Raw genomic sequence first — 21,938 nt, 5'->3', positions numbered from 1 at the left:
TTGGTTCCGTTTTCGGGATGTGGCGCTGCGCCCGGGCCGTCGGGGCGATGAAGGCCAAGTACGCGCCTATTTCGGCAGGTTCCGCGCCATCACGATGCGCTGGACCTGGTTCGTGCCCTCGTAGATCTGGGTGATCTTGGCATCGCGCATCATCCGCTCCAGCGGGTAGTCGCGCGTGTAGCCGTATCCGCCCAGGAGTTGCACCGCGTCGACGGTGATCTCCATCGCCGCGTCGGACGCGAAGCACTTGGCCGCCGCGCCGTGGAAGGTCAGATCCGCGTCGCCGCGCTCCGACTTGGCCGCCGCCGCGTAGGTCAGCTGTCGGGCCGCCTCCAGCTTCATCGCCATGTCGGCGAGCATGAACTGGATGCCCTGGAAGTCGCCGATCGGCTTGCCGAACTGCCTGCGCTCCTGCACATAGCCCTTCGCGTAGTCGAGCGCACCCTGCGCGATGCCCAGCGCCTGCGCCGCGATCGTCACGCGCGTGTGGTCGAGCGTCCTCATCGCGGTGGCGAAGCCCGTACCCTCCTCGCCGATGATCCGGTCGGCCGGGATCCGCACGTTGTCGAGGTAGACCTCGCGCGTCGGCGAGCCCTTGATCCCGAGCTTCTTCTCCGGCGCGCCGAACGAGACGCCCTCGTCCGACTTCTCCACCACGAACGCCGAGATGCCCTTGCTGCGCTTGTCCGGGTCGGTCACCGCCATCACCGTGTAGAACTCGGACACCCCCGCGTTGGTGATCCAGCGCTTGACCCCGTCGAGCACCCACGAGTCGCCGTCGCGCACCGCGCGGGTCCTCATCGCCGCCGCGTCCGAACCCGCCTCGGGCTCGGACAGGCAGTACGAGAACATCCCATCACCGCGCGCCACCGCGCCCAGGTAGCGCCGCTTGAGGTCCTCCGAGCCGGACAGGACCAGCGGCATCGTGCCGAGCTTGTTGACCGCCGGGATCAGCGACGAGGACGCACACACGCGCGCGATCTCCTCGATCACTATCACGGTGGCCAGCGCGTCGGCGCCGCCACCACCGTACTCCTCCGGGATGTGCACCGCATGGAGATCGTTGGCGCTGAGCGCGTCCAGCGCCTCCTGCGGGAACCGGGACTGCTCGTCGACCTCGGCGGCGAACGGGGCGATCTTCGCCTCCGCGAGAGCGCGGACCGACTCGCGGAGCATGTCGTGCTCCTCGGAGACGCGGAACAGATCGAAGTCGCCTGGTCCTGCCACGGGCGTCAACCTTTCTCGGGTGCTTGTGGGCCGGGGTGGTGCGAGTGGGGGTCAATAGACGTGGAATCCGCGGGCGGACTTGCGGCCCAGGAGTCCGGCATCCACCATCCGCAGCAGCAGGGGCGGGGGTGCGTGCAAGGGTTCCTTGAACTCGGCGTACATGGACTGGGCGATGGCGGTGAGGGTGTCGAGGCCGATGAGGTCGCAAAGCCGCAGGGGTCCCAGTGGGTGGGCGCAGCCGAGGACCATGCCGTTGTCGATGTCGTCCGCGGACGCGAAGCCGGATTCGAGCATGCGGATCGCCGACAGCAGGTAGGGCACCAGGAGGGCGTTGACGACGAAGCCGGCGCGGTCCTGGGAACGGATGACCGACTTGCGCAAGGTGCCCGTGGCGAAGTCCGCCGCCCGTCCGACGGTCTCCTCGGAGGTGACCAGGGATGGGATCACCTCGACGAGGCGCTGCACGGGCACGGGGTTGAAGAAGTGCAGTCCTACGACGCGCTCGGGTCGGCTTGTGGCGGTGCCGAGTTTCATGATCGGGATCGACGAGGTGTTGGAGGTGAGGACGGCGTCGTCGTTCGCCACGACGGCGTCGAGGGCGGCGAAGATGGCCAGTTTCGTGCTCTCGTCCTCGGAGGCGGCTTCGATGACGAGGTCGCGGTCGGCGAGATCGGCGATGTCGGTGGTGTAGCCGACGGCGTCCGCGGCGCGGTCTCGATGGGCGTCGTCGATCCTGCCTGCGCGGTGGGCGCGGTCCAGGGACGCGTCGACGCGTCGACGCGCGGCGTCGACGGTCTCCTTGTTCGCCTCGCAGACGAGGACGCCCAGGCCCGCGCGGGCGCATACGTCGGCGATTCCGGCTCCCATCCGGCCGCCGCCGACGACGCCGACTCTGCGTATGGGGGTCATGGCTGTGTTCCTTGCTCCGGAGGTGATGGCCGGGTTGATGGCACGGCGCAGGGCGATTCGGTGGAGGGCACGAGGGCGGTTGTGCCCCTCGTCCCGGGCGCAGGCGTCTGGTCTCCCGGGGTCCGCCACCCCCGACTCCCCGTCCGTTGCGGGGCGCGGCGGGTCGGGGCACCGCCGTGGGACCGGTGCCGGCCTAGCCGGTGTGCGGGGTGGTTCGGGCGCGGTTCAGTTGCTTCAGTGCCTGATCGAGGTCGATCACGTCGGCGTACTTCGCCTCCATGTCCAGGAGGTTGGCCTCGTGCACCTGGGCGTTGCGGTCGCCGCAGGCGTCGGCGACCACCATGGGCCGGAAGCCGTGCTGGAGTGCGTCGGTGGCGGATGCGCGGACGCATCCGCTGGTGGTGAGTCCGCAGATGTAGAGGGTGTCGATGGTCATGCTGCGCAGGGTGGAGGCCAGGGAGGTGCCGAAGAACCCGCTGGCGTATTGCTTGACCACCACGATGTCGCCCTCGCGAGGAGCCGGGTCGGCGGCGAACGCGCCGAGCGGATTGCTCCCTTCGAAGGCGACGAGCGCCGGCACCTTGCGGCGGAACAGTCCCCCGTCCGCGCCGCCGGGCGCGAGGAGCACCGTGGTGAACAGCACCGGGACGCGTGCCCTGCGCGCGGCGGCGACGAGCTGTGCGGCGGCCGCGACGGCGTTGTTGACCGGTGCCCGCAGGGGGGATGCGTCGTCCAGGTAGGCGCGCACGACGTCGATGACCAGGACCGCGGGGGTGGTGCCGGGGCCCAGTCGTGCGCCGAACCCTATCGAGCGGTATTCGTCGCGCAGGTCGTTCACGTGAGTGTCTCCCGGACGTGGGCGGGGCTTTTGGGGGCGGGGAGGCCGGTCTCGGCCTGACAGCGTTCGAGGATCGTCGCCAGGGGCGGGCCCATGTCGAAGACGGGGGCCTCCCCGCGTTCGGCCGCCAGTCGTGGCCGCAACGCGGCGGTCGCGGCTTCGTCGACGAGGCCGTCGGGGTCGCACACCACGCCGTAGCCGTCGCGGGCGCCGGCGGCGGTGACCAGGCCGCGGCGAACCTCGAGGCCGACGATGGCGGGGTCGCGCCGGTAGGGGTCTCCCCATCCTCCGCCGCCCCAGGTGACGAAGTGCAGGACGTCACCCGGTCGCACGGGCACGTCATGGCACTTGCTCGGCAGCACCTCGGTGGTGCCGTCGGCGCGCTCGATCCATTTGCGCCCGCGAGCACCGGGTCGCCCGCCGTTGACGCCCCAGGGGTAGGTGAGCCACCGGTCGTCGTGGATGGCGATCGTGCCCGGTTCGCCGAAGCGGTACGCCACATCGACCGCGTTGCCGCCCCGGTGCAGGCCGGGTCCGCCGGAGTCGGCGACGGTCTCCCAGCGCTCGATGCGCATCGGGTAGTACGCCTCGAGGTATTCGCAGGGGATGTTGACGAAGGACGGCCACAGCGAGTGTCCGTCGGGTCCGTCGCCGACGGGGCGTCCGGGGATGCCGCCGAAGCCGATGGAGTAGAGCTGGAACCACTCCCCCGCCTGGTCTCCCGCGGTGCGGTATCCGGAGTACATGAAGTGTGGCGAGGAGGAGAATCCGGCGGCGTTGAGGATGTCGGGGTTCTTCTGGCCGAGCAGTCCTCCGAACAGGTCGAAGACGCGGCCGATGCCGTGGTTGCGGGCGTTGAGCGCAGCCGGGCGGCGCGGTTTCCAGAAGGAGTCTTCGGGGATGGTGACGTCGATCAGGGGGTAGAAGCCGTCGTTCCACAGGATTTGGGGGTCCGCGACGGTGATGACGTAGATGCCGAAGAACATCCTGACGAGGTTCTCGTTGATGTAGTAGTTGATCGGCCCGATGGCCTGGGGGGCGGCCTTGCCGAAGTCGAGGTGGATCTTCTCGCCGTGACGGGTGAGCGCGATGGTCAGCTCGTAGGGGCCGTATCCGCAGCCGTCGTCGCAGATCCAGTCGGTGAACTCCAGGGTCTCGCCGTCTTCGAACAGGGTCGCCAGCAGGGTCTTCATCGCCTGGAAGTTGCGTTCCAGCAGCGCGTCGAGGGCGGAGAGGTATACGGACGCGCCGAATCGGTCGCACAGTTCGCCGATGCGGCGCGCCGCGGTGGTGCATGCGGCGACCAGGCCGTTGAGGTCGGCGCGGTTCCAATCGGGCATGCGGACCTGGTTGAGGATGATGCCGAGCGCGTCCTCGTTCAGCCGCCCGCCGTCGTACAGCTTGAAGGGCGGGATGACGACGCCTTCTTCGTAGATGGTGCGGGCGTCGGAGGGCATCGAGGACGGTGTCTTGCCGCCGACGTCGGACATGTGGCCGAACATCGACGCCCATCCGACCAGGCGGCCCGTGTGGAAGATCGGAAGCACGATCAGCCAGTCGTTGGCGTGGCTGATCGCCGCGCCGCACGCGTACGGGTCGGAGGTCAAAAGGATGTCGCCCTCGCCGATCGTGCCGTCGAAACCGGCGAGGAAGTCCGGTACGGACAGGCCGAATTGGCCGACGACCATCTTGCCGTCCGGGTCCGTGATCAGCGGAAACTCGTCGTGTTGTTCGCGGATCCCCGGCGACAGTGCGCTGCGCAGGAGCACTTCGTCCATCTCCCGGCGCGCGTTGCGCAGCGCGTTCTCGATGATGTCGAGGGTGACCGGGTCCACGGACACCTTGGCGACGGGCGTGGTGTCGCTCTGCTGGATGCGGGCCATGCGACTACTCCGTGCTCTCGGCGGGGTCGGTGGGGTCCAGGAGGCCCGGAGCGGGTGCGTGCGGGCGAATCAGCAGGCAGCCGGTGCGGTCGACGGTGGCCGCGTGTCCGGGCAGGACGAGGGTGGTCGAGTCCATCTCGGTGACGACGGCCGGGCCGACGACGACGTTGCCGGCGAGGAGCTTGTCGCGGTCGTAGATGCGGGCACGCCTGTGGCTGCCGTCGACCCACACCTCGGTCCCACCGATCAGGGCGTCGCAGGGATCCGTGCCGCCGTCGGGCAGGGAGCGGCCCGCCACCTCGGGTCGGGGTCCCCTGACGGTCACCCGCAGGTTGATGACTTCCCTCTCGTTCGCGAGCAGGAACGAGAACAGCCGTTGGTGCTCGGCGTCGAACGCGCGCCCCAGTGCGGCGAGCAGGTCGTCCGCGGCCAGGACGTCCGGGGTGAGCGTGATCGGGATCTCGAAGCCCTGGCCGTGGTATCGCACGTCGACCTCGCACACCACCTGCTGCCACGCGTGGGCCACGCCCTCGGCGGCCGGCCGCTCGCCCGCCGCGGCGGCGAGTTCGGCGAGCATGCCGCGCAGTTCGGCGGCGTCGAGGGTGGAGAAGCGGCGCACGAGGGTGCGCGCGCTCTCGGCGCGCGGACAGGTGGTGGCGTCGCCGAATGCGCACAGGACACCGGGCGAGGGGGGCACGATGACCGGCCAGGCGTCGGTCAGTCGGCCGAGGGCGTTGGCGTGCAGGGGTCCCGCGCCGCCGAACGCGACGAGCGCGAAGTCCCGCGGGTCGTAGCCTTGTTGGACGCTGACCAGGCGCAGCGCGCCGAACATGTTCTCGTTGACGATGTCGACGATGCCCGCGGCGGCGGTTTCGGGGCCGTCCAGGGCCATGGCGTCCGCGACGGTGGCGACCGCGGTCCGGGCGGCTTCGCGGTCCAGTGTGATCGCGCCGCCGGCGAGTTGGTCGGGCAGGTAGCCGAGCACGACGTTGGCGTCGGTGACGGTGGGTGCCGAGCCGCCGTGGCCGTAGGCGGCGGGCCCGGGGCGGGCGCCCGCGGATTGCGGTCCCACGCGCAGCGCCTTGGTCAGTTCCGGGACGTGGGCGATGGATCCGCCGCCGGCGCCGACGGTGCGCACGTCCACGCTGGACGCACGTACGGTCAGGTCCCCGACGGTGGTCTCGCGGCCGATGCGGGGGACGCCGCCCAGGACGAGCGCGACGTCGGTGGAGGTGCCGCCCATGTCGAAGGTGAGCAGGTCGGTGTAGCCGGCCTGGCCCGCGAACCACACCGCGCCGGTCACGCCGCCGGCGGGTCCCGAGAGCAGCAGGGAGACGGGGTCCTGGGCGGCCTTGTCGGCGGAGGTGAGTCCGCCGTCGCTGCGCAGGATCGACAGGGGGGCGTTGATGTGGTGGGCACGCAGGTTGTCGTCGAGGTTGCGGACGTAGCGGGCGACCTCCGGTTGCACGTAGCTGTTGGCGACGGTGGTGACGGTGCGTTCGTATTCGCGCATCTCGGGCAGGACCCGGCTGGACAACGACACCGGGATTCCGGGCAGTTCCTCGGCCGCCAGTCGGGCGAGGGCCTGCTCGTGGCGGTCGTCGGCGTAGGAGTTGATCAGGGCGATGGTGAGCGCCTCGATGTCGTTGCCCGCCAGGCGGCGCAGCGCGGCGCGGGCGCCGTCCAGGTCGAGTTCGTCGACTTCGCTGCCGTCGGCGGCGATGCACCCGCGTACTTCGACGGTGTTCTCCAGGGCGGCGAGTGGTTCCGGTTTGGGCCAGATGATCCAGCCTGCGAGGCCGCCGGGGACGTAGGAGCGGGCGATTTGCAGGACCTGTCGGAACCCCGTGGTGGTGACCAGGCCGACCCGGGCCCCCCGGCCCTCCAGGATGGCGTTGGTGGCGACGGTGGTGCCGTGCAGGACCTGGTTGATCGCCGCGAGGTCGATCCCCGCCTCGCGGCATGCCTTGGTCACCCCGGCGAGGACGCCGACGGACTGGTCGTGCGGCGTCGAGGGGGTCTTGGCGCGGTGGGTGGTGCCGGTGTCCTGGTCGACGAGGAGCACGTCGGTGAACGTGCCGCCGACGTCGACGCCGAGGCGGTATCCCATCGGGGTCCTCCGGGGGAGATGGGGCGGGTCCGTGCCCGTCGTGTGGATCGTGGAACGCGATGGTGGAGCTGGTGGTGGTCGGTCGGCGGGGTTCACACCACGCCGCGCGCGGCGAGGTCGCTCACTTGGTGTGGGGTGAGTCCGAGGAGGTCTTCGTAGACGGCGGTGTTGTGCTCACCGAGGTCGGGGCCCAGGTGGCGTACCGCGCCGGGGGTGGCGCTGAGTTTGGGGAAGACGTTGTGCATCGGGAACTCGCCCAGTTCGGGGTGCGCCAGTTTGACGATCGCCTCGCGGGCGGCGAAGTGCGGGTCGGCGAACATGTCCCGAGCGGTGAAGATCCGGCCGGCGGGGACGCCGGCGTCGTTGAGGACGGCGAGAAGTTCCGCGGCCGGCAGTGTCCGGGTCCACGCCGCGATCAGCTCGTCGAGTTCCTCCATGTGTGCGCCTCGGGTGGCGTGGGTGGAGTACCGCTCGTCCTGGGCGAGTTCCGGGGTTCCCATGGCTGTGGCGAGGCGGTTGAAGACGGTGTCCTGGTTGGCGGCGATGAGCACCATGTCGCCGTCCTTGGTCGGGTACACGTTGCTCGGCGAGACGTTGGGCAGGACCGGGCCGGTGCGTTCGCGTTGGTAGCCGCCGATCGCCCATTCCGGGAGCAGGGATTCCGTCATGGCCAGGACCGCCTCGTAGATCGCGGAGTCGACGACCTGGCCGTGGCCGGTGCGTTCGCGGTGGTGCAGCGCGGACAGCGCGCCGATGGTGGCGAACACCGCGGCGAGGGAGTCGCCGATGGAGATCCCGGTCCGTGAGGGGTTCTTGTCGGGGTCGCCGGTGATGTGGCGCAGGCCCCCCATCGCCTCGCCGATCGAGCCGTATCCGGCCTGGGGGGCGTACGGACCGGTCTGGCCGAAGCCGGTGACGCGCACGACGATCAGACCGGGGTTGGTTTTCGCGAGTTCCTGCGGTGCCAGGCCCCAGCGTTCGAGGGTTCCCGGGCGGAAGTTCTCCACCAGGATGTCCGCCCGGTCGATGATCCGGCGGGCCAGCCGTTGTCCTTCGGGGGTGCGCAGGTTGCACGTGACCGATTTCTTGTTGCGCGCGACGACGGGCCACCACAGCGATTTGCCGTAGGGCCGCTCGCGGCCCCATTGGCGCATCGGGTCGCCCGTGCCCGGCGGCTCCAGCTTGATGATCTCGGCGCCGAAGTCGCCCAGCAGTTGTCCGCAGAACGGGCCGGCGAGGAGTTGGCCCATCTCGACCACGCGCAACCCGGCGAGAGGACCCTGTGGTCCGGTGCCGTCGTTGGGTGTGGGGTGGGGGGTGTTCATGGGCGCTCCCGGATTGGGCTACGTGTCGGGTTGTGTGCGGGTGGTGGGGTTCGCGACGAGTACGGACTTGGCCGCCGCGATGTGGGATGCCATGACGGCGCGGGCCCAGGCCCCGTCGCGGGCGCGGAACGCGTCGACCAGTTCACGGTGGTGGGCGGCGCTGCGAGCCGGGTCGGCCGGTCGGTAGCGGTGGTAGGTGCTCATCACCAGTGGCATCCGCGTCACGGAGGTGAACAGCGCCGCGAGTCGGGGGGCCGGTCGCGGCGTCGCGCACATGTTTGTGAAACCGGGCGTTGAGCCGGGCCACATCCGCCGTGCCGGGTGCCGTCGAGGATGCCTGTTCGCAGGGCCTCGTACACGCGGTCCGCTGTACGAGCCATGCACGATCCCTCACCAAGTTGTATGCAATCTAGGACGATCTTTCGCCTTGACACAAGACTATCCAGGGGAAATTCTCGACACGAACCCTTGAATGAAACGCTATTGCATACGATCTGGAGAAGCAGTGATGGAAATCCTCGAGGTGGGACCCCGGGACGGGCTGCAGAACGAGACTGCGGTGTTGACGGCGCACGACAAGGTGGAGTTGATCGGCCGTGCCGTCGCCGCGGGCGCCCGACGGGTCGAGGCGGTCAGCTTCGTCAATCCCCGCGTCGTGCCCCGGATGGCGGACGCCGAGGAGGTCATGGCCGCGCTCCCGCGCCTGGACCACGTCTCCTACGGCGGACTCGTGCTCAACCCCCGGGGGCTGGACCGGGCCGTGGCATGTGGCGTGGACGAGGTGAACGTCGTGGTCGTGGCCACCGAGACCTTCAGCAGGCGCAACCAGAATCGCGGCGTGGACGAGATGCTGCACGTTTGGTCGGAGATCGCCGAAGGTGCCCGTGCGGCAGGGCTGCGGACCACGGTCACGATCGCGGCGGCGTTCGGCTGTCCCTTCGAGGGTGAGGTCCCGGCCGAGCGCGTCCTCGACATCGCCCGGCACGCGGCGGCGTCGGGACCCGACGAGATCGCCCTGGCCGACACCATCGGCGTCGGCACGCCGAACCAGGTCCGGGCGTTGCTGGACGGGCTGGCGGACGCGGCGCCGGGCGTGCGCCGGCGTTGCCACTTCCACAACACCCGCAACACCGGGTATGCCAACGCGATCGCCGCGGTGGAATCCGGCGTCGACACCCTGGACGCGAGCATCGGCGGCATCGGGGGCTGCCCGTTCGCGCCTGCCGCGACCGGCAACATCGCGACGGAGGACCTCGTCTACGCGCTGGAACGGATGGGCGTGGAGACCGGCATCGAGTTGCACTCCGTCATGGAGACGGCGCAGTGGCTGGGCGGGCGACTCGGCAAGCCGGTGCCCGCGCTCCTGGGCCGTGCCGGCGGCTTCCCACCGGCGTCCTGACTCTTTGGCGCGGGGCCGGTCATCGTCGTCCGGCTCCGCGCCGCCGGGCATCGGGCCGAGGGTGGCGCGAGGGTCAACCGGACCCGGTCGCGGCGTCGGGCTCGATCCCCGCGTCGGGCAGGGAGGCCAGCAGGACGGCCTTGGCGGCGGCGACGTGCGAACGCATGACCGCCTGCGCCCAATCCCCGTCGCGTGCCCGCAACGCGTCGACGAGTTCGCGGTGGTGACCGGCGCTGCGGGCCAGGTCCTGCGGCGCGTAGCGGTGGAACGTGGTGAGCACCAACGGCATCTGCACCACGGCGTTCAGCATCGTCAACAGGCGCGAACTCGCCGAGGCGGCACGAATGATGCCGTGGAACTCGTTGTTCGACGCGGCCAACCGCTCCAGATCCCGCCCCCCTCCCGGCGCGGCCGCGTGCTCCATGTCCGCGCACAGGTCGGCCAACCGGTCGATGTCGGCGTCGGAGATCCTGTGCGCGGCGCGCAGGGCCGCGAACGACTCCAGGACCAGCCGCAGGTCGTAGATCTCCTCGACGGCCTCCCGAGACCATCGCGCCACCCTCGCCCCGCGATGCGGCGCGACCTCGACGAGCCCTTCGACCTCGAGGCGGCGCAGGGCCTCACGCACGGGTGTGCGGCTCCCACCCGTCGCCTCCGCGAGTTCGGCCTCGCCCAGCCGGGCCCCCGGTCGGTAGCTCCCGTCGAGAATGCCGCCGCGCAGCATCTCGTACGCCCGGTCTGCGGCACGAGCCATCGGTCGATCACCTCCACCGGGCATCCTACGGACCCGACCCATGCCGCCGTTGCGACCTTCGGCCCGGAGGGCACAGCGCCGATCCGGCCGTCCCCGGGTCGCGCGCGCACGCTCCACGACGCGCGTCGCCCGCCCGTGACGATGTCACGGGCGGGCGACGTGTACGGGGCGTCTATTGGTAGGTGGGGTTCTCCCAGGGGCCCATGCTGCGGGAGCGGACCGGTTCGATCAGGCGCGGGCCCACCGTCTGCGGATACTCCGGGCCCCAGTTGGTCGCGTCGCCCTCCATGACCACGCGCGCGTTGTCGGTGTACCAGTCGACCAGGTCGGCGTCGGAGCGCAGGATCCAGGTGCAGCCCTTCTCGGCGTCGGCGGTGAAGTCGCCGTGCCGGATCAGCGCGGGTCGCCAGAAGTAGGTGCCGGGCCACATCTTGCCGAAGTTGTAGTCGAAGGCCCCCTCGAGGCAGTAGGCCTCCTCGCTGCAGGGGTGGTGGGCGAGGGGAGTCTCGCGCCAGCCCGGCTTGGCCTTGATGAGCCGGGTGTAGAAGCCGGTCTTCTCGTCGCGGTGCAACAGCTTGATGTACAGGCCCGGGACGGGTGTGCCGCCGAGGTCGAAGCGCATGGGGCTGCCGTCCTTGACGTCGATCCACGGCATCGCGGCGGTGTCGCGAACGATCAGCTTCTGGTCCTCGCGTACACCCGGTCGGTCGTGGTCCGCCGGTTCGAAGGTCCAGTCGCCGTATTCGCGGAACAGGAGGATCTCCGTGCCGGCGGCGACCTCCAGGCCCGGGGTGTGGACACCGGCCGGGGCGTGCCAGTAGCCCTCCGGGCCGAGCACCGTGTCGCCGACGACGACCCGTCCGGACAGGACGTACCACTCGGTCTCGGCGGCGTGGACGCCGGCCGGCCGGGACCAGTCGGTGGTGAAGCGGACCTTGAGCGAGGCCGAGCCGTCCTCCTCGTCGTAGCTGAGGTTGAGTTGCTCGGCGTCGCCGGTGGCGTGCCGGAACTCCGCCGGGTGCCGGATCAGGTCACGCTCGTCGACGATCTCCACGTGCGGTCGCAAGATGTTCCTCCTCGCTAGGTTTTCGGTACAGAACGTATTGCTAACTAGTTCCCGAGGCAAGATGTATCGTTAATCTGTGACCAGACCTGGACGGCCCGCGGGGCCCACCGACGACACCACGACGGTCGTGCTGACCGCCGCCCTCGAACTCCTGTTGACCGAAGGAGCGGCGGCGCTGACTCCCCAGCGTCTGTACGCCGCGACCGGGGTCTCCCGCTCCACCGTGTACCGGCACTGGCCCACACCGCGCGACGTGCTGGCCGGCCTCATCGAGGTGGCGCCGCTGCGGTCGCAGCAGCCGACCGGCGATCCGGCCCGCGATCTGCACACCGAGGTGGACCTGTTGTGCAATCGGCTGCGCGACAAGCCGGTGGGCGGCTTCCTGCAGGCGCTGGTCGCGGCCGCGTCCCTCGATCCCTCCACCGCCGAACTGCGGCGCCGCTACGTGGGCGACCTCCTGGCGCCGTTCCACGACACGCTGCGCGCCGCGGGCGTGCGACACACCGACCGCGAGGACGCGGTCGCGGCCATCGCCTCCCCGTTGCTCGTCGACGCCCTGCTCCTCGACCGCCCCACCGCCCGCGCCCGGGCACACCGCACCGTGGACGAGGTCCTGGCAAGGCTGGTGCGCGCATGACCAACGCCGTCGGACCCAGGGCCCTGTTCGGAGTCGTCGTCCCCAGCACGAACACCGTCGTCGAGCATGACTACTGGTCGGCACGCATCCCCGGAGTCGCGTACCGCGCCGGATCGATGTACATCCCCGACCCCACCATCGACGGCGACCGCGGCTTCGAGGCCCTGCTGGGCCAGATCCGGGCATCGATGAACACCGCTCTGCGGGACGTGCTCACCGCCGAACCCGAGCGCCTGGTCATGGGCATGTCCGCCGAGACGTTCTGGGGCGGCGTCGAGGGAAACGCGGCCTTCGAGCAGCGCGTTCGCGACCGCACGGGCCTGCCCGTCACCACCGGCGCGAGCTCCTGCCGCGCGGCCCTGCACCAGTTGGGGTGCCGACGGATCGCCGTGTTCTCGCCCTACCAACCGGTCGCCGACCGCGAGGTGGGCCGGTTCTTCAGCGAAGCCGGGTTCGACGTCGCCGCGGTCACCGGACTTCGTTGCCCCACGGCCATGGACATCGCGCGCGTGCCGGACGAGCGGCTGCGCGAGGTCGTGGCCGCATTGGACGCACCCGATGTCGACGCCATCGTCCAGGTCGGCACGAACCTGTCGTTCGTGGCCTTGGCCGACGTCCTGGAAGGCGAACTCGGAAAGCCGGTGGTGGCCATCAACAGCGCGACGCTGTGGCACGCGCTGCGCGAACACGGCTTCGCCGACCGCATCACGGGTGCAGGCACTCTGCTGCGCGAGCACTGAGCACCTGCCGGGCGCGATCGGACCGAGCCCCCCGCGGGACGGACGTCGACGGATCCGCGGTCGATCGGTACGACGCCGGTGCGCGACCTCGCCCGGAACGTGGCACGGACACCCCTCGTTCGGGACCCGGATCGACACCCACCACCGAGCGAAACCGGGAGGGAAGCGGCCGACGCCGGCCGTCTCGTGCGGACACCCCGCGCGGGCGGCCCGTCCGCCCGGCCTTGGTCGTATGCGACGACGTGGCGGCAGGGTCGGTCGACGTCCCCCTGTCGTCACCCCTGGCAGACACGCCGCCGATACGTCGGGACTGACGCGTTCGGCAAGACCGCAGCCGGTCCCGGTGTTCCACGAAGTGGAACCTCGTTGACACTGAAGGAACGTGGGCCCGACCCTGCGGCGACGGCGCACCCGCCGACAGCTCGGATCCGCCCCTGGAGGGACCCACACAATGGCGCGCAGACCCCGTTCCCGTACCTTCCGTGCCGTGGCCGCGACGGCCGCGGCCCTGGCCGTCGCGGCCACGATCCAAGGCTCGGCGGAAGCCGGCCCCGCTCCCGACCCGACCGACCCCGGAGCCCTGTTCAAGACGCTCGAGGACCCCAACGCCCGGCTCTTCCTGCAGACCCTCGGCCGCCCGGACGGCAAGGACATGGTGTACCGCATCAGCGGCTCCGTGTTGAACCAGGTCAGCGGCAACGCGTACGGCGCCGCCATGCCACACGGCAAGACACTGTTCGGTTTCGAGGGCTACAACATCCGCCGGCTCCACCGTGTGCCCGGCACGAACGAGGTGTACCAACTCTCCCGCGAGATCGTCTTCTACACCGATCCGGCGACCGGGCGGCGCATCGACCGGTGGACCAACCCGCTCGACGGCAAGACCCGCCCGCTACCACCGGTCGACAACGAGCACGTCGACAGCCACTACCGCATCAAGGACGGCAAACTCTTCTCGATCCTCGGCAACGCCGAGGTCCCGATGGACGCCGCCGTCCGGCCGAAGACGATCCACGACCAGCTCGTCTGGACCACGGACGTCCCGCCGTTGTACAGCCTCCAACAGCGCTACCGGATCCCCGAGCCGTTCGGACTGGTGAACAACACCTACGCCTCGTGGGAGATGTTCGACTTCCTCGTCGACCGCGACGAGGCGCGCCACCGGGACGACGCCCGCCAGGTTCCGCGGGGCGCGATGGAGGTCGTCAACTCCTGGACCCGCAACGGCCCGTACATCCCCGCCATGTGCATCCCCGAGAGCGGCACCCTCGGCAACCTGGTGTACCACGCGCGCAGTTGGTCGTTGGACTCCTTCGATCGGCTGGAGCCGTGGATCAAGGACGCCGTGCGCGCCGAATACCCGATCTACCAACACTCCCCCGACGGGGTGAACCCCACCCCGAACGACACCACCTGGACCACGTTCTACAAGCAGGAGCTCGCGCCCAAGAACCTCACGTGGAAGCAGTGGTGCGACACGAGCGGCGGCTGAGCCGCCCGCGCGGCCCGGCGGGCCGTGCACCGAAGCCGGCGGCGCCCCGCGATCCGGCGGGGCGCCGCCGGCTTCGGCATGTCCGGGTGTCGGGATCGCAGCCGGCCGGGTGGACCGACTCGTCAGGGCGCGGGACGCAGCGCCACAGGGTCCGACCGGGCGCAACGCGCCCAGGCGGACCCTGTGGACTGGATTCGACCGGCATCGACCGGTCAGCCGAAGGTCACTTCCCGGAGGTCGCCGAGACTTCCATTGGCTGCGGTGGTGTGGCCCTTGACTTTCGCGCTCACGGCCTCGAGGTAGTGGCGGGTGACCACGGGCACCACGTACGCGGTCTCGGTGTCGTACTCCTGCACCGCCTTCCAGCCGGCCCTCGCCGCCGCGGGGTCGGTCGTGCCCACGGCGGCGTTCAGCAGTTCCTGCATGCGCGGGTCGGACACCTTGTTGAAGTTGGTCGTCGACTTGTCCGCGTAGATGCCGAACCCGGAGTGGTTGGGGTTGTTCCCGGTCGGCAGGGTGGTGAGAAGCAGGTCGCCGAAGTTGTTGGCCAGCATCCTGCCGAAGTAGACGTTCTCCTCCTGTACCTCCAGGCGAACCTTGATCCCGACGGCCTGAAGGCTTTGTTGGATGATCGTCGCCGCGTCCTTGGTGTAGGACTCGGGGGACAGTGCGAGCGCGAGTTCCTCGCCCTTGTACGGCGATTGGGCGAGTTCGGCCTTGGCTTGTTCGACGTGCGGGGTGCCGCCGTACTTGTGCCCGACGTTCGGGTCGAACGAGGGTGCCCCTTGCGGGAGTCCGGTATTGACGGGCACGGCGGTGCCCTTGAACACGTCGTCGACGATCTTTTGGCGGTCCAGGGCGAGGGCCATCGCCTTGCGGAAATGGACGTCGGCCGTGGGGCCGCCCTTGAGGTTGGGATAGAGGAACATCTGGATCGCGCTCGCCTGGGGTTCGCGGACGACGATGCCGTTCTTTCCCTGGAGCTGGGGAACCTGTGCCGGCGGCAGGTCGGCGGAGATGTGGGTGGTGCCGTTGACCAGATTGGTCAGGCGTGTGGTGTCGTCCTTGACGGTGGCGACGACGACCTTGTTCAGCTTGGGGGCGCCGAGGAAGTAGCCGTCGTTGCGGGTCAGGGTGATCTGCCGACCGCGATCCCACTTCTCCAGGCGGAAGGGGCCGGAGCCGTTCTCCGAGGTGGCGTAGGTGGTGCGTGGCTCGTACGGCGTCTGGGAGCTGGTGATCGGTATGAGGGAGAAGTTCGCGGTCATCGGCTCGTAGGGCGTCTTGAGCCGGAAGACGACGGTGAGCGGGTCGGGTGCCTCGACGGACGCCAGGGCCGTGACCACGGAGCGCCAGATCGACCCGGCCTTGGGGTCCTTGGGGTTGAGGATCGTGTCGTAGGTGGACTTCACGTCGGCGGACGTCAGGTCCTGCCCTTGGTGGAACTTGACGCCGCTGCGCAGCTTGAAGGTGTACATGAGCCCGTCCGGTGTCACCGTGGGCACGTCGGCGAGTCTGGGCCCGACCTGTCCTCCGCCTCGGTTCTCCAGCAGGGTGTCGTAGAGCGCGTAGGTCAGGCGCAGTTGCGTCGAGGTGTTGTAGGCCAACGGATCCAGGTCCTGCGGTTCGGACGCGGAGTCGACGCGCAAGACGCCGGGTCCGGCGCCTGAGCCGGCGGAGTCGCCCCCGCATCCGGTCAGCGCCGGCGCCGCGGTCAGCACCGCGACCAGGGCGAGGGTCGTGGCTCGTGCGCTGGGTCTTGTCATCTGCGGTTCCTCTTCCGGTGGTGGGCATGCCTGATGGATCTCGGTACGGGTGACGGTCGAGCCGTCATGGGGTGCGCTACCTCGCCAAGGCCGGACCTTTGCGGTCGGTCGGCCCGGTGCCTGATCGCTCAGCCGGTCGTTGGGGTCGACGCGACCGCGTGACAGGCGACGAGTCGGCCGTCGCCGGCCGCGTGAGGTGCGGGGACCTGTTCGGCGCACACGGGCATGGCGAGGGGGCAGCGGGTGCGGAAGGCGCATCCGCTGGGTCGGTGGGCGGCGTCGGGGACTTCTCCGCGGGTGGGGGCCGTCCGCCGCCGACGCGGGTCGAGCCGTGGCACCGATGCGAGGAGGATGCGGGTGTAGGGGTGCAGCGGCTCGTCGATGAGTGCCCGGGCGGGTGCCGATTCGACGATCCGGCCGAGGTACATCACCGCGATGCGATCGGCCAGGTGGGCGACGGTGGGCAGGTCGTGGCTGATGTAGAGGACGGCGAGTCCGAACCGGTCGCGCATGTCGGCGAAGAGGTTGACGATCTGCGCGCCCACGCTGATGTCCAGGCTGGCGGTGGGTTCGTCGGCCACGAGGAATTGCGGTTCCGGCGCGAGTGCCCTGGCGATGACCACGCGTTGCAGTTGGCCGCCCGACAACTCGTGCGGGTATCGGGACATGTGGCCGACGGACAGGCCGACGATCTCCGCGAGTTCGCACGCGCGGGCGGCGCGCTCGTCGGGTGTCCCGATGCGGTGGTATCGCAGGGGTTCGGTGATCACGTCGCGGACCAGGCGGCGACGGTTGATGGCGGCGTACGGGTTCTGGAAGACCAGTTGTCGGCTGCGGCGCAGGTCCCGCAGTTCCTCCCCCGAGGCGTTGGTGACGTCGGCGCCGTGGAATCGCAGGCGTCCGGCGGCCGGTTCCTCCAGGTGGAGGAGGGCGCGTCCGAACGTCGACTTGCCGGATCCCGACTCGCCGATGAGGGCGACGGTTTCGGAGGGGTGCACGGCGAGGCTGACGCCGTCGACGGCGTGGAGGTAGCGGCGGCCGCGGCGGAGTCGGTCCCAGGGTCCGGTGTTGGCGGGGAAGCGTACGGACAGGTCCTCGGCCTCGATGACGGCGTTCGCGGGCGCGGGGGGTGGCTTCATGCGGGCGCTCCTGTGTCGAGAACGCGGTCGGTGGCGTGCCGGGGGTCGTGGCGGTGGCAGCGGGCGGCGCCCTCGCGCTCTGCCAGGGGGATGAGTGGGGGGAGTTCGTGGTCGCAGGGGCCGCCCAGGTGCTCTTCGCAGCGGGGTGCGAAGGGGCAGCCGGGCGGGGGCGCGGCCAGGTCGGGCACGCCGCCGCGCATGGTGTGCAGGCGGGCGTCGCGATCTCGGGCGCGTTCCAGGTCCGGGGCGGAGCGTAGGAGTGCCCGGGTGTACGGGTGGGCCGGGGTGTCGAACAGGTCCTGGGTGTCGGTGTTTTCGACGAAGCGTCCCGCGTACATGACTTGGACGCGGTCGCACAGGTCCGCGACCAGGCCCAGGTTGTGGGTGACCAGGACCATGCTCATGTCCAGTTCGTCGCGCAGTTCGCGGACGAGTTCGACGATCTGGGCTTCGATGGTCACGTCGAGGCTGGTGGTGGGCTCGTCCGCGAGGACGAGTGAGGGGCGGCCGGCCAGGAAGGCGGCCGCGATCATGCAGCGTTGGAGTTGGCCCTGGCTGAACTCGAAGGGGTGGTTGCGGGTGCGGTGGCCGGGGATGCCGACGCGGTCGAGCATGGCTTTGACGTGGGTTCGTCGCGCGTGACGGCCCAGTTCCGGCCGGTGCAGTTTGACCAGCCGCTCGAGTTGCCGGCCGATGGTGTAGGCGGGGTTGAAGGCGTTGACCGGGTCTTGGAAGACCATGGCCACACGGCCGCCGCGTGCGCTGCGCATCGCGTTCGGGTCGTCGGCGAGTTCGGTTCCTTCCAGGCGGATGCTGCCGGTGACGTGCGCGGCGGCTCCGTGCAGACCCAGGAGGGCGCGCAGCAGGGTGCTCTTGCCGGATCCGGATTCGCCGACGATGCCGACGGATTCGCCTCGCCGCACGGTGAGGTCGGCGTCGACGACGGCGTTGATCGGTGTGGTGGGGTCGCCGTAGCCGACGGTCAGGCCGGTGACGGCGAGGAGAGGGGTGCCGGGCGCCGCGTCGGGTGCGTGTGTCATGGGCCGACCTCGTGTTCGGCGGGGGCGGACGGCACGTGTGCCGGATGGGGGGTCTCGGCGGGCGCCGGGCGCTTGGCAGGCCGGTCGAAGGAGCGGCGGATGCGGGGGTCGAGGATGTCGCGCAGTTCGTCCCCGAGGAGGGTCAGGGCCAGGACCGCGGTGGCGATCCCGAGGGTGGGGAAGAGGATCAGCCACCAGGCGCCCAGCAGGAGTTGGCTGCGCGCGTCGGTCAGCAGAGTTCCCCAACTGGCGTCGGGCGGTTGGATGCCCAGTCCGAGGAAGGAGACGGATGCCTCGACGATGATCGCGACGGCCACGGAGAATGCGGCCTGCACGACGATGGGGGTGGCGATGTTCGGCAGCAGGTTGCCGAAGAGCAGGTCCCGGCGTCGCGCGCCGAGGCTGCGAGCGGCGGTCATGTAGTCCTTGCGGACCTCTGCAAGCGCGGATGCCCGGGCCAGGCGGATGAATACCGGGGTCAGCGCGACGCCGATCGCGATACCCATCACGGCGACGTTGTCCAGCGCGACCGGGCCGACTTCGATGCCTTTTTGAGTGAAGACGCCGGAGAGGACCGGGACCAGGACCAGGAGCGGGAACGCCATGACGACGTCGGTCAGGCGCATGGTGAGGGTGTCGAACCAGGAGCCGGCACGCAGGGCCGCGGCCATGCCGACGACCGTGCCGATGACCGTGGCTGCGGCGGTACACGCGAGGGCGACGACCAGCGAGACGCGGGCTCCTGCGACGAATCTGGCCAGGAGGTCGCGGCCGGTGTTGTCGGTGCCCATCCAGTGGTCGGCGCCCGGCCCGGACAGGGTCGGGTACGCCTGGGAGTTGGGGTCGGGGGTCAGCCAGGGACCGACGACGGCGATCGCGGCGAGCAGGAGCGCCAGGACGGTCGCGGCGATGCCGGCGGGCCTGCGGGTCAGGAGCCGGGCGGTGTGCAGCGCGGGGCGGGCGAGGGAGACCGCCTTGGCGGTCGCGCTCCCCCACGCCGGCCGGGCCGGGTGTGTCGGTGGTGTCCGGGTGGGAATCACGCCTGCCCCTTGCGGTAGCCCGCGCGGATGCGTGGATCGATCGCGCCGTACAGCAGGTCGACGACGAGGTTGACGAGCACGAACGCGAGGGCGATCACCAGCATCACGCCGACGGTGACGGAGTAGTTGCGCTCGCCGAAGGAGGTGACGAGCAGGCTGCCCGTGCCGGTGATGCCGAAGACGTTCTCGACGATCACGGAACCCCCGAGCAGGAGTCCGGTGACGACACCGAGTTGGGTGACGACGGGCAGGAGCGCGTTGCGCAGCGCGTCGGCCGCGATCACGCGCCGTTCGGGGATCCCGAAAGCTCTCGCGGTGGTGATGTACTCCTGTGCGAGGACGTCGAGCATGCCGCTTCGGGTGGTCCTGGCGACGACACCGATCTGCGGGAACGCCAGGGCCAGACCGGGCAGCAGGAGATGGCGGAACGCCTCGAGGGGATCGGTGTCGTAGGCGACGAAGCCCTGGTAGGGCCAGACGCCGGTGACGTACCAGCCGAAGAGGAGGACGAATCCCATGCCGAGGACGAAGCTGGGAACGGCGAGCCCGCCGAGGGAGAGTACGCGTACCAGGTGGTCGGCGATCCCGCCGCGGCGCAGTGCGGCCAGGACGCCGAGCGGTACCGCGACGACCACGACGAGGACGAGCGCGGTCAGAGCGAGTTGCAGCGTCGCGGGGAAGCGCTGGGCGAGCAGGTCCGTGACCGGTTCGCGGGTGGTGTAGGAGGCTCCGAGGTCGCCGTCGAGCGCGTTCGCGAGCCAGTGGAGGTACTGCTCCGGGATGGAGCGGTCGAGGTGGAGGTCGTGGCGGATGGCGTCGACCTGGGCGTCGGGGGCGCCGATGCCTGCGAGTGTCACCGCAGGGTCGCCGGGTGCGGTGCGCAGGAGTGCGAAGGCGATCAGGGAGACCGCGAAGAGGACCGGGATGGCCTGCAGCAGGCGGCCGAGGGTCATTCGGATCATGAGGTGGCCTCGGTTTCCTCGGCCGTGGTCGAGGTGGTCGGGCCTTCGGCGTGCGGCGGGGCGAGCGGTCGGCGTGCGCGGGCGGGGGCGGGTTGGGCGGCGGCCGGGGCGAAGGCCTCCCGCGGCGACGGGTCGGTCGGCGAGGGGGTGTCGGATCCGGCTCGGTGGGCGTGTCCTGCGCGCGTGGCGGGCGCCTGCGGGCCGCGGCGGCCGCCGGAGCGCGGGGCGTGGTTCACCATGGGGGCGAAGCGGGCGGGAGCGCCGGTCTCGTGCACGAGGTGCCTTCCTGCGGGGCGGGGCGGCGGGCGTGCGACGCGCGCCGGCCGGTTTCCGGGTGTCGCGCCGCGTCGCCGGGGGCGGGGAAGTTTCCACAGTCGGAAACGCTGTTCCGAATTGCCAAGAGCGTAGGTGGGCGTTCGGGCGCAGACATTGGCCGCACACGACGGATACGTTGCCGAACGCGACAAGAGCCCTGTTGGGGTGTCAAACTCGCCGAACCTCGGTCGAATCACCGGGGAGAAGCCGCCCGCATCCGCGGGGTCCGGCCGTGGAAGAGGAGGGACGCCCGTGTCGGTCGCAGTGGTGCTGGCTCCGCCGAGGGCTTTGGCGTCGAGTGTGGTCACGGCGCGCGATCTGCTGTGGGCCGCGGCTCGTGGCGGCCGCGGGGGCATCGGGCAAAGGGTCCTGACCGTCAGCGTGGACGGTCGACCCGTCGCGTGTCAGGGCGGCACGGTGGTGGCCGCCGACGCCGCGCTCGCGGACGTGCGGCAGTGCGCCCTGGTCTTCGTCGCCGCGTTCACCGGCGACGTCGACGAGGCGATCGCGGCGTCGGCGCCGCTGCTGCGCTGGGTGAACGAGCGGCACGGGGAGGGGGTGCATCTGGCGGCGGGCGGGACCGGTTCGCTGCTGTTGGCCGCGGCCGGTGTCCTGGACGGCGGTGAGGCGACGACGTTCCCTCCGTATGTCGTGCAGTTCCGCCGGCTGTTCCCCCGGGTCAGGCTCCGGCCATCCCGGGCCATCGTGCGATCCGGGCGGGTGGCGACGGCCCACGGACTGGTCTCCAGCATGGAGTTGTTGGCCCAGATGTCCGGGCAGGTCTACGGGAAGGCTTCCGCGGCCCGTGTCGCGAGCCGCTTCGTCTTCGACGTGCCCGAGGAACTGCGGTCCGTCGTCCCGCCGGCGACCGGGGACAAGGACCCGGTACCGGTGCGCAGGCCGGCCGTGCCGCCGCAGCGATCCGCCGATCCCGTGGTGGTCGCCGCCCAGTTCTGGTTGGAGGAACATCTGGGGGACACGGTGACCGTGGCCGAGCTTTCCCGGCACCTGGACATGACCCCACGCACCGTGGAGCGCCGGTTCCTCGCCGCGTTGGGCACCGGCCCCCGGCAGTACCTGCGCCAGGTCCGCATGGCCCAGGCCGAACTGCTGCTCGCCGAGTCGACGGTGAACATCTCCGAGATCGCCCGGCGGGTCGGCTACCAGGACGTGTCCGCGTTCTACCGGGCGTTCTCCAAGGAGACCGGCAGGCGCCCCGGGGACCTGCGCCGCCAACCGGTCTGAGCGGCGCGGGCGCCGCGCCGCCCTCTCGCGGCGCCCGACCGTCCCCCGCGG

The 21,938-nt window shown here is 70.5% G+C and carries 19 protein-coding genes; 5 read left to right on the top strand and 14 right to left on the bottom strand.

The features are described from left to right. Positions 1-66: 66 nt before the first annotated feature. The 7 genes from ACZOOI_RS26575 to ACZOOI_RS26545 all read right to left on the bottom strand — a co-directional run bounded on the left by ACZOOI_RS26575 (position 67) and on the right by ACZOOI_RS26545 (position 8,568). Positions 67-1,227 carry an acyl-CoA dehydrogenase gene (locus ACZOOI_RS26575; protein ID WP_465278211.1) on the bottom strand — a complete coding sequence of 387 codons (1,161 nt, stop codon included), beginning with the start codon at positions 1,225-1,227 and terminating at the stop codon, positions 67-69. A gap of 51 nt (positions 1,228-1,278) precedes the next feature. Then, positions 1,279-2,136 (bottom strand): 3-hydroxybutyryl-CoA dehydrogenase, encoded by an 858-nt coding sequence (locus tag ACZOOI_RS26570; protein WP_465278210.1) that lies wholly within the window; start codon positions 2,134-2,136, stop codon positions 1,279-1,281. A 193-nt stretch (positions 2,137-2,329) separates the two neighbouring features. Further along, positions 2,330-2,974: an isochorismatase family protein gene (locus ACZOOI_RS26565; RefSeq protein ID WP_465278209.1), complete on the bottom strand. Its 645-nt coding sequence runs from the start codon at positions 2,972-2,974 to the stop codon at positions 2,330-2,332. Beyond that, positions 2,971-4,857, bottom strand: coding sequence for a hydantoinase B/oxoprolinase family protein (locus ACZOOI_RS26560; RefSeq protein ID WP_465278208.1), 1,887 nt, complete (start codon positions 4,855-4,857; stop codon positions 2,971-2,973). The genes ACZOOI_RS26565 and ACZOOI_RS26560 overlap by 4 nt, the downstream gene beginning before the upstream one ends. Positions 4,858-4,861: 4 nt before the next feature. Further along, entirely contained in the window at positions 4,862-6,967 is a 2,106-nt protein-coding gene (locus ACZOOI_RS26555) for a hydantoinase/oxoprolinase family protein (RefSeq protein WP_465278207.1), read from the bottom strand. Between the two features lie 92 nt (positions 6,968-7,059). After that, a complete protein-coding gene (locus tag ACZOOI_RS26550) occupies positions 7,060-8,292 on the bottom strand; it encodes a CaiB/BaiF CoA transferase family protein (RefSeq protein WP_465278206.1) in 1,233 nt (410 codons plus the stop codon). Between the two features lie 18 nt (positions 8,293-8,310). Then, entirely contained in the window at positions 8,311-8,568 is a 258-nt protein-coding gene (locus ACZOOI_RS26545; protein ID WP_465278205.1) for an FCD domain-containing protein, read from the bottom strand. Between the two features lie 232 nt (positions 8,569-8,800). Here ACZOOI_RS26545 and ACZOOI_RS26540 point away from each other — a divergent pair, with 232 nt between their 5' ends. Continuing rightward, positions 8,801-9,691: a hydroxymethylglutaryl-CoA lyase gene (locus ACZOOI_RS26540; protein ID WP_465278204.1), complete on the top strand. Its 891-nt coding sequence runs from the start codon at positions 8,801-8,803 to the stop codon at positions 9,689-9,691. A 73-nt stretch (positions 9,692-9,764) separates the two neighbouring features. Here the strand turns inward: ACZOOI_RS26540 and ACZOOI_RS26535 are convergent, their stop codons facing one another. Continuing rightward, positions 9,765-10,445 (bottom strand): GntR family transcriptional regulator, encoded by a 681-nt coding sequence (locus ACZOOI_RS26535; protein WP_465278203.1) that lies wholly within the window; start codon positions 10,443-10,445, stop codon positions 9,765-9,767. A gap of 172 nt (positions 10,446-10,617) precedes the next feature. Continuing rightward, on the bottom strand, positions 10,618-11,511 hold the full coding sequence (locus ACZOOI_RS26530; RefSeq protein WP_465278202.1) for a DUF4437 domain-containing protein: 894 nt from the start codon (positions 11,509-11,511) through the stop codon (positions 10,618-10,620). A 76-nt stretch (positions 11,512-11,587) separates the two neighbouring features. On the opposite strand from ACZOOI_RS26530, the gene ACZOOI_RS26525 reads away from it, so the two are divergent. The 3 genes from ACZOOI_RS26525 to ACZOOI_RS26515 all read left to right on the top strand — a co-directional run bounded on the left by ACZOOI_RS26525 (position 11,588) and on the right by ACZOOI_RS26515 (position 14,380). Continuing rightward, the gene (locus ACZOOI_RS26525; protein ID WP_465278201.1) at positions 11,588-12,148 is read left to right on the top strand and encodes a TetR-like C-terminal domain-containing protein; all 561 of its coding nucleotides are present in this window, start codon (positions 11,588-11,590) and stop codon (positions 12,146-12,148) included. Beyond that, complete coding sequence (locus ACZOOI_RS26520) at positions 12,145-12,888, top strand: maleate cis-trans isomerase family protein (protein WP_465278200.1); 744 nt, start codon at positions 12,145-12,147, stop codon at positions 12,886-12,888. The genes ACZOOI_RS26525 and ACZOOI_RS26520 overlap by 4 nt, the downstream gene beginning before the upstream one ends. A gap of 487 nt (positions 12,889-13,375) precedes the next feature. Further along, the gene (locus tag ACZOOI_RS26515) at positions 13,376-14,380 is read left to right on the top strand and encodes a DUF1838 family protein (protein WP_465278199.1); all 1,005 of its coding nucleotides are present in this window, start codon (positions 13,376-13,378) and stop codon (positions 14,378-14,380) included. A gap of 212 nt (positions 14,381-14,592) precedes the next feature. On the opposite strand, the gene ACZOOI_RS26510 is transcribed toward ACZOOI_RS26515, so the two are convergent. From ACZOOI_RS26510 to ACZOOI_RS26490, 5 genes are all read right to left on the bottom strand, one after another. Beyond that, complete coding sequence (locus ACZOOI_RS26510; RefSeq protein WP_465278198.1) at positions 14,593-16,146, bottom strand: ABC transporter substrate-binding protein; 1,554 nt, start codon at positions 16,144-16,146, stop codon at positions 14,593-14,595. Positions 16,147-16,274: 128 nt separating this feature from the next. Further along, positions 16,275-17,285, bottom strand: a complete 1,011-nt coding sequence (locus ACZOOI_RS26505) for an ABC transporter ATP-binding protein (RefSeq protein WP_465278197.1) — start codon at positions 17,283-17,285, stop codon at positions 16,275-16,277. Then, complete coding sequence (locus tag ACZOOI_RS26500; protein WP_465278196.1) at positions 17,282-18,325, bottom strand: ABC transporter ATP-binding protein; 1,044 nt, start codon at positions 18,323-18,325, stop codon at positions 17,282-17,284. Before ACZOOI_RS26500 ends, ACZOOI_RS26505 begins: the two co-directional genes overlap by 4 nt. Further along, positions 18,322-19,365 carry an ABC transporter permease gene (locus tag ACZOOI_RS26495; protein ID WP_465278195.1) on the bottom strand — a complete coding sequence of 348 codons (1,044 nt, stop codon included), beginning with the start codon at positions 19,363-19,365 and terminating at the stop codon, positions 18,322-18,324. Before ACZOOI_RS26495 ends, ACZOOI_RS26500 begins: the two co-directional genes overlap by 4 nt. Further along, complete coding sequence (locus ACZOOI_RS26490) at positions 19,362-20,327, bottom strand: ABC transporter permease (protein WP_465278194.1); 966 nt, start codon at positions 20,325-20,327, stop codon at positions 19,362-19,364. The genes ACZOOI_RS26495 and ACZOOI_RS26490 overlap by 4 nt, the downstream gene beginning before the upstream one ends. A gap of 567 nt (positions 20,328-20,894) precedes the next feature. On the opposite strand from ACZOOI_RS26490, the gene ACZOOI_RS26485 reads away from it, so the two are divergent. After that, the gene (locus tag ACZOOI_RS26485) at positions 20,895-21,887 is read left to right on the top strand and encodes a GlxA family transcriptional regulator (RefSeq protein WP_465278193.1); all 993 of its coding nucleotides are present in this window, start codon (positions 20,895-20,897) and stop codon (positions 21,885-21,887) included. Positions 21,888-21,938 lie beyond the last annotated feature (51 nt).

This window comes from Embleya sp. L77, assembly GCF_055557415.1.
Note: the sequence above shows the minus strand (reverse complement) of the source record. Positions and strands in the feature narration are given on the sequence as shown.